Genomic DNA, 12,421 nt, shown 5'->3' on the forward strand with positions numbered 1-12,421 from the left:
TCAGGCGTCCGGCGTCTGGCTCGGCGGGACCTCGACCGCGACCTGGGCGGGGTGCTCGTCCTTGGCCGCGGCGGCCTCGTCCTCCGGGACCACGTGCCCGTTCTGCTGGGCCTTCTCGGCGTCCGTGAGCACGGGGGGCCGGTCGGACACGGCGCGCTGCTCGGACGACAGCCACACCTGGCGCGGCGGGCGCTTGGTGATCGGCTCGAAGATGACGGCCAGCTCCTGCTGGTTGAGCGTCTCCTTCTCGAGCAGCTCCAGCACCAGGGCGTCCAGGACGTCGCGGTACTCGACGAGGATCTCCCACGCCTCGGTGTGCGCGGCGTCCATCAGCTTGCGCACCTCGACGTCCACGGCGCCGGCGACCGACTCCGAGTACTCCCGGCCGTGGCCCATGTCGCGGCCCATGAAGACCTCGCCGGAGTCCTGGCCGAGCTTCACGGCGCCGATCAGCTCGCTCATGCCGAACTGCGTGACCATCTTGCGGGCCGTGGCGGTGGCCTTCTCGATGTCGTTGCTCGCGCCGGTGGTCGGGTCGTGGAACACGAGCTCCTCGGCCACGCGGCCGCCCATGGCGTACGCGAGCTGGTCCAGCAGCTCGTTGCGGGTGGTGGAGTACTTGTCCTCCGTCGGCATCACCATCGTGTAGCCGAGGGCGCGGCCGCGGGGCAGGATCGTCACCTTGGTCACCGGGTCGGTGTACCGCAGGGCCGCCGCCACCAGGGCGTGGCCGCCCTCGTGGTACGCGGTGATCTTCTGCTCCTTGATCTTCATGACGCGGGTGCGCTTCTGCGGGCCGGCGATGACGCGGTCGATCGCCTCGTCCAGCGCGCGGTTGTCCACGATTTGCGCGTTGGACCGGGCGGTGAGCAGCGCGGCCTCGTTCAGCACGTTGGCCAGGTCGGCACCGGTGAAGCCCGGGGTGCGGCGGGCGACGGCCTCGAGGTCGACGTCCGTGGCCATCGGCTTGCCCTGCGCGTGCACCTGCAGGATCCGCTCGCGGCCCTTGAGGTCCGGCGCCTCGACGGAGACCTGGCGGTCGAACCGGCCCGGGCGCAGCAGCGCGGGGTCGAGGATGTCGGGGCGGTTGGTCGCCGCGATGAGGATGACGTTGGTCTTGACGTCGAAGCCGTCCATCTCGACCAGCATCTGGTTGAGGGTCTGCTCCCGCTCGTCGTGCCCGCCGCCCATGCCGGCGCCGCGGTGCCGGCCGACGGCGTCGATCTCGTCGATGAAGATGATCGCCGGCGAGTTCTCCTTGGCCTGGTTGAACAGGTCGCGGACGCGGCTGGCGCCGACGCCGACGAACATCTCGACGAAGTCCGAGCCGGAGATCGAGTAGAACGGCACGCCCGCCTCGCCCGCGACGGCACGGGCCAGCAGGGTCTTGCCGGTCCCGGGCGGGCCGTACAGCAGCACGCCCTTGGGGATCTTGGCGCCGACGGCCTGGAACTTGGCGGGCTCGGAGAGGAACTCCTTGATCTCCTGCAGCTCCTCGAGCGCCTCGTCCACGCCGGCGACGTCGTCGAACGTGACCTGCGGGGACTCCTTGGAGACCAGCTTCGCCTTGGACTTGCCGAACGACATCACCCGCGAGCCGCCGCCCTGCATGGACGACATCAGGAACCAGAACAGGCCCAGGATGATGATGAACGGCAGCACCAGCGTCAGCAGGCTCGCCCACCACGACTGCTGCGGGACGTCGGAGGTGTACCCCTGCTCGGGGTCCGCGTCGGCGATCGCCTCGACGACGGCCGGGCCCTGCGGCACGACGTAGTAGAACTGCACGGCCGTGCCGAGGTTCTCGTCGTCCTTGACGAAGTCCTCGGTGAGCGTGAGGTCCACGCGCTGCGAGCCCTCGGTGATCTTGGCCTGCTCGACCTTGCCGGTCTGGATCAGCTCGAGGCCGTCCGAGGTGTCGATCCGCTGCACGCCCGAGGACATGAAGGCGCTGGCCGCGACCCAGAGGATCACGACCGCGACGAGGATCCACAGGACGGGCCCGCGGGTGAGGCGCTTGAGAGTCATGGGCAGACGGGGGCGTGCCCCCTCGTCCCTCCGGTCGCAGGGGTGGAGGCTCCGAAGTTACACGCTGGACCTGGGGCCGACGGGGTCTGTTCGCCCCGGGCGGACCCCGCGGACCCGGCCCGGCGGCTCAGGAGGAGTAGACGTGCGGCGCGAGCGTCCCGACGAACGGCAGGTTGCGGTACTTCTCCGCGTAGTCCAGGCCGTAGCCGACGACGAACTCGTTGGGAATGTCGAAGCCGACGTACTTGACGTCCACCTCGACCTTGGCCGCGTCCGGCTTGCGCAGCATCGTCGCGATCTCGACCGAGGCCGGGCCGCGGCTGCGCAGGTTGGCGAGCAGCCAGGACAGCGTCAGGCCGGAGTCGATGATGTCCTCGACGATCAGCACGTGCCGGCCGGTCAGGTCGGCGTCCAGGTCCTTGAGGATCCGGACGACGCCGGAGGACTTGGTGCCGGAGCCGTAGGACGACACCGCCATCCAGTCCATCGCCAGCGGGGTGCTGATCCGGCGCGCCAGGTCGGCCATCACCATGACGGCGCCCTTGAGCACGCCGACCACGAGGATCTCCCGGCCCGCGTAGTCCGCGTCGATCTGCGCGGCGATCTCGTCCAGACGGGCCCCGAGCTGCTCCTCGGTGAGGAGCACGCGCTCCAGGTCCGCGCCCATGTCGTCCACGTTCACCGCTGCCGGTCTCCCTCGTGCGTGCCGCGGCCCGGGTCGGTCGACTCCGGGCGCAGGGAAAGCCTGCCACACCCGCGGTGCACCGCCACGTGCCCCGGCAGGTGCACCGGTCCCTGGCCGCGCCAGCCCGTGACGAGCGCCGCCAGCGCGGCGACGTGGGTCCGGGTGACGGCGCCGGCCGGTGCGCCCGCGCGGACGGCCGCGGCCCGCAGGGCGCGGTGCCGCAGCGCCGCGGGGGCGCCGTCGAGCAGGGCGACGTCGAGGTCCAGACCGGCGCCCGCGCCGGCGTCGCCGTCGTCGGGAGCGGCCGGCAGCAGCGCCCGCGCCAGCAGGTCCGCCGCCAGCGCGTCCAGGGCGTCGGCGTCCTCGCGCAGCAGGTCGGCGGTGCGGGCCAGCGCCGCGGCGACGCCGGGCCCCAGCTCCGCCTCGAGCACCGGCAGCACCCGGGCCCGCACCCGCGACCGCGCGGGGGCGTCGTCCTCGTCGGCGGCGGGCGTGTTGGTGGGGTCGAGCCACGGGTCCAGCCCGAGCGCCGCGCACGCCGCCACGGTCTGCGCCCGCGCGAGCGCCAGCAGCGGGCGGCGCAGGAGGCCGCGCGCCGCCGGCATCCCCGCGAGCGACCGCGCGCCGGAGCCGCGCGCGAGCCCCAGCAGGACGCCCTCCGCCTGGTCGTCGCGGGTGTGCCCCAGCAGCACCGCGGCGGCACCGGCCCGCTCGGCGGCGGCGTGCAGCGCGGCGTACCGGGCGTCCCGCGCCGCGGCCTCGGGTCCGCCGGGCCCGCGGGGGTGCACCCGGACCACCTCCACCGGGGCCAGGCCGAGCGCCCGGCAGGCGTCCGCCGCCCGCGCGGCGACGCCCGCGCTGCCGGGCTGCAGCCCGTGGTCCACCACGACGGCGCCGACCGCGCGCCCGGGTCCGCCGCGCCGCCGGTCCCGGTCCGCGACGAACGCGGCACCGGCCGCGAGCGCCAGGGAGTCCGGGCCGCCCGAGCAGGCGACCAGCACCGGCGCCCCGGGCGGCAGGTCGGCGAGCCCGGCGGCCACGGCACGGCGCACGGCGGCGACCGCGGGGTGGGGACCGGCCACGTCAGGCGTGCACCCGGCGCACCCACGCGGCCGGGTCGGCGATCTCCGCGGCGGTCGGCAGCGCGCCGGCCGAGGACCAGACCGCGTTCAGCCCGTCGACGCCCGCCCGGCGGCGCACGCCGCGCACGAACGCCGCGCCGTCGCGGTACTGGGCCAGCTTCACGTCCATGCCGAGCACCGCGCGCAGGGTCCGCCGCATGCCACCGGTGCCGGCGGCGCCGTCCCGGCGCGCCTCGAACCGGCGCCGGATCCGCCGGACCGACGGGACGACGGACCGGCCGACCGCGTCCATCGTCACGTCGGCGTGCCCCTCGAGCAGCGCCATGACGGCGCCCACCTCGTCCAGCACGACGCGCTGGCGCGGGTCGACCAGGTCCAGCAGCGAGCGCGGGCGGGACGCGGGCAGGTGCACGCGCGCCCCCGCGTCCTCGTCGTCCAGCAGCACCCGCAGCCGCGAGGCCAGGTGGTCGGCCAGCCACGGCGCCGCCGCGAACTGCAGCGCGTGCGTCTGCTCGTGCAGCGTGACCCACAGCCGGAAGTCGGCGCGGTCCACGCCGAGCGCACGTTCCACCGCCAGCACGTTGGGCGCGACCAGCAGCAGCGTGCCGCGGCCGGACCACGGGTCGAACTGGCCCAGCACCGAGCCCGACAGCAGCCCGAGCACCGCGGCGACCTGCCCCGCGCCGGCCGTGCCGCGCAGGCCGTGCGCCCCGGGCACGCCGACCCGGGCGGACAGCACCCGCAGCGCGTGCACGTTCGCCCGCGCCCAGGACGCGCGGTCGACCACGCGGACCTCGTGCCCGCCCTCGGCGCCCGCGTCGGCGGGCGTCAGGCGGGTCAGGCGCGCCACGTGCTCCCCGGCGACCGGGGCGGCGTCCCGCAGCGCGGCGACCACGTCCTCGCGCTCGGCGCGCGTGGCGACGGGCCCGGACCGCACCGCACGCGCGGCGAGCCGGGCGGCCAGGTCCCAGTCGACGGCCGGCTGCACCCGCCCACCGTAACCAGGCGGCGTCACGCGGAGCAGCCGCACCCGGCCAGCTGCGTGACGAACCCGTCCAGGGCCGCCCGCGGCTGGCCCTGGCCGACCGCACCGGTCTGGTCGGCCATCAGCACGAACAGCAGCAGCCGGCCGTCGGCGTCCAGCACCGAGCCGGCCAGGGAGGTCACGCCGGCCAGGCTGCCGGTCTTGGCGCGGACGAGACCCGTGCCGTCGCCGGAGGTGAACCGCTGCGCCAGCGTCCCGGTGAGGCCGCCGACGGGCATGCCGGTGCCGACCTCGCGCAGCTCGGGGTGCCCGGGGTCCACCACGAGCTGTAGCAGCCCGAGCAGCAGGTCCGGCGGCAGGGCGGACCCGTCGGCCAGGCCGGAGGCGTCCGCCAGCACCGCGCCGGTCGTGTCCGCGCCCAGGGTCTGCACGGTCCGCAGCACGGCCTGGGTCGCGCCCTCGAAGCTGCCGGGCAGGTCCAGGTCCAGCGCGACCATGCGGGCGACCACCTCGGTGATCGTGTTGTCGGACGTGTCGAGGAAGTACTGCGTGACCTCGGACGCGGGTGCGGACCGCACGACGCCCAGCACGTCGCCCGTCGCGGCCTCGCGGACGCGCGCCGGGGTGCCGGTCACGGTGATGCCGAGCTCGCCGAGGCGCGCGGCGAACTCCGTCGCGGCGTGCATCGCGGGGTCGGTGCGCCGGGGCGGGTACTCCCCGGCGCCGATCTTGGCGATGTCCACCGCCAGGGGCGCCACCGGGGCGACGAAGCCGTTGTTCACGTCCGCGGCGTCCCAGCCGGGCGCCAGGGCGGGGCCGGTGAACAGGGTGTCGTCCAGCCCCACGGTGACGGTGTCCCGGCCGACCAGCTGCAGCTGCAGCGCGACCTGGGCGGCGAGGTCCGCCAGGCCCGCGCGGCCGTTCACCGCGTCGGGGTCGCCGACCCCGGCCGCGAGCATCATGTCCCCGCCGCCGACCAGCACCACCTGGTCCCCGGCACCCTGGCGGACGGTCGTGTCGAAGGTGCGCTCCGACCCCAGCCGGGTGAGCGCCGCGACGCCGGTGACCAGCTTGGCGGTGGAGGCGGGCGTCCGGGGGGCGTCCGCGGCGTGGCCGGCCAGCACGTCGCCGGTCAGCGCGTCGGCGACGACGACGCCCGCGCTCGGGCCGACCCGCGGGTCGGTGACCAGCCCCTGCACCAGCGCCTGCACGCGCGCGGCGGCGGGCACCGGTGCGGCCGCGTCCAGGTCGGCCAGGACCTCCGCCCCCGCGCCCACCGTGCCCGCGGCCGGGGCCTGCGGGAACGGGGCCGCCGGGTCGGGCTCGGGTGCGAGCGTCACGACACCGGGTACGACGTCGTAGGCGTCCGCGGTCGCGTACGCCCCGCCCGCGAGCACCAGCACGAGCGCGCTCACGCCGATCGTCCTGCCCACGCGCGCCACCGCCGCACCCGCTCCCGCACCTCGCCGGCGCCGCGGGCTCCTCCCGCGCCGTCCGTGCGTCACACTAGGTCCTGAAGCGCGGGGGGCCACCACCTGGCACGCCGCCGTGATCAGCTGCGCGCCGCGCCCCACGGGCCGGCGGGACGAAGGAGCGGGTGTGGAGTTCGACGTCACGATCGAGATCCCGAAGGGCCAGCGGAACAAGTACGAGGTGGACCATGCGACCGGCCGCATCCGGCTGGACCGCATGCTGTTCACCTCGACCCGGTACCCGGACGACTACGGCTTCATCGACGGCACCCTGGGCGAGGACGGCGACCCGCTGGACGCGCTGGTGCTGCTCGAGGAGCCCACGTTCCCGGGCTGCCTGATCCGCTGCCGCGCGCTCGGCATGTTCCGCATGCGGGACGAGGCCGGCGGCGACGACAAGGTGCTGTGCGTGCCGACGGGCGACCAGCGGGCGGCGTGGCGCCAGGACATCGACGACGTGTCGGACTTCCACCGCCTGGAGATCCAGCACTTCTTCGAGGTCTACAAGGACCTGGAGCCGGGCAAGTCCGTCGAGGGCGCCCACTGGACCGGCCGCGCCGAGGCCGAGGCCGAGATCGAGCGGTCCCGCCAGCGCGCGATCGACGCGGGCTACGACCAGCACTGAGCCCTGCGACGACGACGGCCCCCGCCGCGTGGCGGGGGCCGTCGTCGTCTGCGCTGCCGGGGGTCAGGGACGCCCGGCGTAGGTCATCGTCCCGGAGTACCGCATCGACGTGATGCGGACCGGCGTGCCGGGCTTGGGCGCCTCGATGATCTGGCCGCCGCCCAGGTACATCGCCACGTGGTAGATGGAGCTCGCGTCGTTGGGGTTGCTGCCCCAGAACACCAGGTCGCCCGGCCGCATCTCGGCGTAGGAGATCTTCTTCACCTGGCGGTACTGGTCGCGCGACGTGCGGTTCAGGCTGACGCCGGCGGAGCGCCACGCGCCCTGGGTCAGACCGGAGCAGTCGTACCCGTTCGGGCCGACGCCGCCCCACAGGTACGGCAGGCCCAGCTTGGTCTTCGCCCACGCGATCGCGGCCTCGGCCGAGGCCGTGCTCCCGGAGGACGAGCCGCCGGTCGCCGGCGGGGTCGGCTTCGGCGTCGTCACCGGCGGCGTCGTGACCGGCGGGGCGGTGACCGGCGGCCGGGTGGCCGGCGGCGTCGTCGCGGGCGGGGTCGTCGTCGGCGGGGTGCTCGGCGTCGCGGGGGTCGACGGCGCGGCGGGGGTGCTCGGGCCGGCCGGCGTCGCCGTGCCGGTGCCGGGGGCGGCCGGCGCGGCCACGGGGGTGGTGCGCTCGGCCTGCGCCGCCGCCTCCGTCCGCGCGCGCCGCTCGGCGTCGATCTGGTCCTGGCGGGCCTGCTCGACCTCGGTGCTCGTGCTGCGCGCCGCGGCGAGCTGCACGATGAGGCCCTGGCGCTCCGTCCGGGCCGACGCCACCGCGGCGTCCGCGTCGCTCTGCGCCTGCTCGGCGGCGGTCAGCGCCGTCCGGGCCTCCTCGGACGCGGCCTCCTGGGCCGCCTCCGCCTGCTCGGCCTTCGACTTCAGCGTGGTGGCGACCTGCTCGGCGGCGAGGTAGCCCTGCACCGCCTGGTCGGCCTTGGTGCTGACGTGCGACAGGCCCTCGCTGCGCGAGACGACGTCCTCGAAGCCGTCGGCGGAGAGCACCGCCTCCAGCGTGTCCATCGACCCGCCGGACCGGGCGGCCTCGCGGGCGATGGCCACGAGCGTGGCGCGGGCCGACTCGAACTGCTCCGCGGCCTCGTCGTACTGGCCGGCGGCCTCGGCGGCGTCCTGCTGCGCGGCGGCGAGGTCGGCCTGCGCCTGGGCGTAGGTCTCACCGGCCTGCTGCACGGCGATCTCGGCGGTGTCCGCGAGGGTGCTGAGCTCCGCGAGCCGCACCTCCATCGACGCGACGGCGCCGGAGGCGGAGGTGACCGCCCGCCGCGCGTCCCGCACGTCCTGGTCGGTCACGTCCGGATCGGCCAGCGCCGCTCCGCCCGCGGGCACCAGCAGCACCGCCGCCGTGATCACCGCGGCGGCACCGCGAGCCGCGCGCGCCCGTCCGGTCGTCCGCACCACGTCCACACCCTTCGTCGTCATCGCTCCCACCGGCCGGCGCGTCCTGCGCGCCCGGCGTGGCGGGTACCGGTCGTCCGGCTCGCCCCGCGAAGGACGCTACCGGGGAAAATCACAGAAGTGAACACGAGTCACACCGTTCACACGAGTCACATCGGCGTGGTTCGGGAGGAACTGGACATCTCACCGACCGAATCACCCGCCCGGGCGACGACCGCGCCCCGACCAGGGCGCCTACCCGCCCCTCCGGCCCGGTTCCTGGACAGCGCGTCCCACATGACGAGACGCCCGTTCCGCCCCCGCGGGGCGCCTCCGTACGCTGGGCGGCATGTCCCGCCGAATGTGTCGCTGATCAGCGCACGCTCGGCTGTGCCCGCAGACCGGTCCCCGGACCCGCGGAGCCGGCGCCCCCCCGCGACAGCGACCGTCGCCCCCGGGACGCCGCACACCGGCACCTGACGGCCCGGACCCTCCTGGCACGACGCGCGTGCGCACCGCCCAGAACCGCAAGCGAACCGCCCGCAGCCCCAGGAGACCGTCATGACCCAGCCCCAGTGGTCCTTCGAGACCCGCCAGATCCACGCCGGCCAGACCCCCGACGCGGCCACCGGCGCCCGCGCCCTGCCGATCTACCAGACGACGTCCTACGTGTTCCCCGACGCCGGCGTCGCCGCCGACCGGTTCGCGCTCAAGGACCTCGGCCCGATCTACACCCGGATCGGCAACCCCACGGTGCAGGCGGTCGAGGACCGGATCGCCTCGCTCGAGGGCGGCGTCGGCGCCCTGCTGGTGGCCTCGGGCCAGGCCGCGGAGACGTACGCGATCCTCAACGTCGCCGAGGCCGGCAGCCACGTCGTCGCGAGCCCCAGCCTGTACGGCGGCACGTACAACCTGCTGCACCACACGCTGCCCCGGTACGGCATCGAGACCACGTTCGTCACCGACCCGACCGACCCGCAGGCGTGGCGGGACGCGGTCCGGCCGAACACCAAGGCGTTCTTCGCCGAGACGGTCCCGAACCCCCGGCAGGACGTGCTCGACATCGAGGCGGTCGCGGGCGTCGCGCACGAGGCCGGCGTGCCGCTGATCGTCGACAACACCGTCCCGACCCCGTACCTGATCCGGCCGCTGGAGTGGGGCGCCGACGTCGTCGTGCACTCCGCCACCAAGTACCTCGGCGGGCACGGCGCGGCGATCGGCGGCGTCATCGTGGACGGCGGCACGTTCGACTACGGCGCCGACCCCGAGCGGTTCCCGTCCTTCAACCAGCCGGACCCGTCCTACGACGGCCTGGTGTTCGCCCGGGACCTCGGCTCCGGCGGGGCCTTCGGGGTGAACCTGTCCTACGTGCTGCGCGCACGCGTCCAGCTGCTCCGCGACCTCGGCGCCGCCATCAGCCCGTTCAACGCGTTCCTCATCGCCCAGGGGCTGGAGACGCTGTCGCTGCGGGTCGAGCGGCACGTCGCCAACGCGCAGCGGGTCGCCGAGTGGCTCGAGGCCCGCGACGACGTGCTCTCGGTGACCTACGCCGGCCTGCCCTCGCACCCCCAGCACGAGCTCGGCCGCAAGTACGGCCCGCGCGGCACCGGCGCCGTCCTGGCGTTCGAGGTCGCCGGCGGGGCCGAGGCCGGTCAGGCGTTCGTGTCGGCGCTCGAGCTGCACTCCAACGTCGCGAACATCGGCGACGTGCGCTCGCTGGTCATCCACCCCGCGTCGACCACCCACAGCCAGCTCACGCCGGCCGAGCAGGCGCTGTCCGGCGTCACGCCCGGCCTGGTGCGGCTCTCGGTCGGCCTGGAGGGCATCGAGGACATCCTCGCCGACCTCGACGCCGGCTTCCGCGCCGCCAAGGGGGCCTGACCGGCCTCGTGACCCCTCCCGCCACCACCCCGACGGGCGCCGCGCTCCCCACGGCGCCCGTCGGCGCACCCCCGTCAGGACAGCCCGCCGTGCGACGATCCACCGTGCCCTCGACCTCGACCACCCGCCGCCGCGCGGCGCCCACCGACCCGCCCCGCGCGTCCTCCGCCTGGCGGGCCGGGGACCCGGTCGGCCGGCGGCAGTTCGCCGACGTCGGCGCGCTCGACCTGGAGGCCGGCGGGCACCTGCCCGGTGTGCAGCTGGCGTACGAGACCTGGGGCACCCTCGCGCCCGACGGCGGCAACGCCGTGCTGGTGCTGCACGCCCTGACCGGCGACTCGCACGTGACCGGCGACGCGGGCCCGGGCCACCCGACCCCCGGCTGGTGGTCGACGCTGGTCGGGCCCGGCGCGCCGATCGACACGGACCGCTGGTTCGTCGTCGCCCCGAACGTGCTCGGCGGCTGCCAGGGCAGCACCGGCCCCGCGAGCCCCGCGCCGGACGGCGCGCCCTGGGGCAGCCGGTTCCCGCAGCTGACGGTCCGGGACCAGGTCGCCGCCGAGCTCCGGCTGGCCGACGCCCTGGGCATCGGGTCCTGGGCCCTCGTGGTCGGCGCGTCGATGGGCGGGCAGCGCGCGCTCGAGTGGGCGGCCACCGCGCCGGACCGGGTGCGCCGGCTCGCCGCGATCGCGACCACCGCGCAGACCTCCGGCGACCAGATCGCGTCCTTCCACACCCAGCTGACCGCCCTCGCCGCGGACCCGCGGTTCCGCGGCGGCGACTACTACGACGCGCCGGACGGCGAGGGGCCGCACGTCGGCCTCGGCCTGGCCCGGCAGATCGCGCACCAGACGTACCGGTCGGCCGCCGAGCTGGACGCGCGGTTCGGCCGGGTCCCGCAGGGCGGCGAGGAGCCGCTGGACGGCGGCCGGTTCGCGGTGCAGTCCTACCTGGACCACCACGGCGACAAGCTCGCGCGGCGGTTCGACGCCAACACGTACGCGGTGCTGACCCGGTCGATGATCACGCACGACCTCGGCCGGGACCGCGGCGGCGTGGAGGCGGCGCTCGCCGGCATCACCGCCGACACCCTCGTCGTCGCCGTCGACTCCGACCGCCTCTTCCTGCCCGCGCAGTCCGCCCGGGTCGCCGCGGGGGTCCCCCACGCCCGGCCCCTGCAGACCCTGCACACCCCGTACGGGCACGACGGGTTCCTGATCGAGCACGACCAGCTCGGGCCGCTGGTCCGCGCGCACCTCGAGGGCTGAGGGGCGCCGGCCACGGCCCTCGGCGCACGCCGGCCCCGTGGCACGCTGACCCCATGACGCGCACCGAGGACATCGCCCGCCGGACCGACGTGCTCCGGCGGCAGTGGGACGCGCTGCGCTCCTGGGTGGGCGACGTGCTCGACGCCGGGACCGCGGACGTGCCGAGCGTGCTGGACGGGTGGACGGTCGCCGACCTCGTCGCGCACCTCGGCCGGGCGATGAACGCGCTGACGGTCTGCGAGCCCGCGCCCGCCGGCACCGTGCCGCTCAGCCTCGCCGAGTACCTGGGCGGCTACGCGGACCGCGCCTCCGACATCAGCCGGGTCACCCGCGAGCTGGCCGAGCAGATCGCCGCCGACCCGCTCGGCCGGGTCGACGCCCTGGTGGCCGGGGCCTTCGACCAGCTCGTCGTGCTCGGTCCCGCCGACCGGGTGGTGCAGGCCCGCCGCGGGCCCGTGCTGCTGTCGACGATGCTCGCGTCCCGGATCACCGAGCTGGTCGTGCACGCCGACGACCTGCAGCGCTCCCTGGCCCGGGCCCGCGGCGCCGCGCCCGGGTCGCGCGCGGAGCTGGGCAGCGGCGTCGGCCCGCTGCCCGGCGTGCGCGGCGGGCTCGGGCCCGCGGACGAGCTGGGCGACGGCGTGACCGCCGGCGGGCCGCTCGACGGCGACGCCCTGGACCTGGTCGCCGGCGAGCTGCTGCGCATCGTGCGGGCGCGCGGCGGCTGGGACCTGGAGGTCGCCCAGCCGCTGACCTGGGTCCGCCTGGCCGCGGGCCGGGTCCCGTACGACGTCGACGTGCTCGCGGCGGCGCTCGCCCCGCGGTTCACCTCCGACGGCGTCCCGGACCTCGGCCGCATGCTCCCCCTCCTCTGACCCCGCCCGCGCCGCCTCCCCCTTCCCGGGCCGGACGCAGGGGCGAGGGCCCGGGCGGGACCGGGGACCCGGCGGGGGCGGCGGGG

At 76.0% G+C, this 12,421-nt stretch carries 10 protein-coding genes; 4 read left to right on the forward strand and 6 right to left on the reverse strand.

Going from position 1 to position 12,421, the window contains the following annotated elements; all coding sequences use genetic code 11:
* The 5 genes from ftsH to dacB all read right to left on the reverse strand — a co-directional run bounded on the left by ftsH (position 1) and on the right by dacB (position 6,195).
* On the reverse strand, positions 1 to 2,028 hold the full coding sequence (gene ftsH / locus AC1050_RS09330) for an ATP-dependent zinc metalloprotease FtsH (RefSeq protein WP_482387073.1): 2,028 nt from the start codon (positions 2,026 to 2,028) through the stop codon (positions 1 to 3).
* A 127-nt stretch (positions 2,029 to 2,155) separates the two neighbouring features.
* Positions 2,156 to 2,695, reverse strand: a complete 540-nt coding sequence (gene hpt / locus AC1050_RS09335) for a hypoxanthine phosphoribosyltransferase (RefSeq protein WP_482387268.1) — start codon at positions 2,693 to 2,695, stop codon at positions 2,156 to 2,158.
* A gap of 11 nt (positions 2,696 to 2,706) precedes the next feature.
* Positions 2,707 to 3,795 (reverse strand): tRNA lysidine(34) synthetase TilS, encoded by a 1,089-nt coding sequence (gene tilS, locus AC1050_RS09340; RefSeq protein ID WP_482387074.1) that lies wholly within the window; start codon positions 3,793 to 3,795, stop codon positions 2,707 to 2,709.
* 1 nt (position 3,796) lies between these two features.
* Positions 3,797 to 4,783, reverse strand: coding sequence for a zinc-dependent metalloprotease (locus AC1050_RS09345; protein ID WP_482387075.1), 987 nt, complete (start codon positions 4,781 to 4,783; stop codon positions 3,797 to 3,799).
* A gap of 23 nt (positions 4,784 to 4,806) precedes the next feature.
* Positions 4,807 to 6,195 (reverse strand): D-alanyl-D-alanine carboxypeptidase/D-alanyl-D-alanine endopeptidase, encoded by a 1,389-nt coding sequence (gene dacB, locus AC1050_RS09350; RefSeq protein WP_482387076.1) that lies wholly within the window; start codon positions 6,193 to 6,195, stop codon positions 4,807 to 4,809.
* Positions 6,196 to 6,379: 184 nt separating this feature from the next.
* On the opposite strand from dacB, the gene AC1050_RS09355 reads away from it, so the two are divergent.
* Entirely contained in the window at positions 6,380 to 6,877 is a 498-nt protein-coding gene (locus AC1050_RS09355; RefSeq protein ID WP_213281274.1) for an inorganic diphosphatase, read from the forward strand.
* A gap of 63 nt (positions 6,878 to 6,940) precedes the next feature.
* On the opposite strand, the gene AC1050_RS09360 is transcribed toward AC1050_RS09355, so the two are convergent.
* Positions 6,941 to 8,356, reverse strand: coding sequence for a C40 family peptidase (locus AC1050_RS09360; RefSeq protein ID WP_482387077.1), 1,416 nt, complete (start codon positions 8,354 to 8,356; stop codon positions 6,941 to 6,943).
* Between the two features lie 516 nt (positions 8,357 to 8,872).
* Between AC1050_RS09360 and AC1050_RS09365 the strand changes: the two genes are divergently transcribed.
* The 3 genes from AC1050_RS09365 (at position 8,873) to AC1050_RS09375 (ending at position 12,335) form a co-directional block, all read left to right on the forward strand.
* Positions 8,873 to 10,192 (forward strand): bifunctional o-acetylhomoserine/o-acetylserine sulfhydrylase, encoded by a 1,320-nt coding sequence (locus AC1050_RS09365; protein ID WP_482387078.1) that lies wholly within the window; start codon positions 8,873 to 8,875, stop codon positions 10,190 to 10,192.
* A 104-nt stretch (positions 10,193 to 10,296) separates the two neighbouring features.
* Positions 10,297 to 11,460 (forward strand): homoserine O-acetyltransferase MetX, encoded by a 1,164-nt coding sequence (metX, locus tag AC1050_RS09370; protein WP_482387079.1) that lies wholly within the window; start codon positions 10,297 to 10,299, stop codon positions 11,458 to 11,460.
* Between the two features lie 53 nt (positions 11,461 to 11,513).
* Positions 11,514 to 12,335, forward strand: coding sequence for a maleylpyruvate isomerase N-terminal domain-containing protein (locus tag AC1050_RS09375; protein WP_482387080.1), 822 nt, complete (start codon positions 11,514 to 11,516; stop codon positions 12,333 to 12,335).
* Positions 12,336 to 12,421: the final 86 nt, after the last annotated feature.

It is taken from the genome of Cellulomonas sp. NEAU-ZC6 (assembly GCF_056844425.1).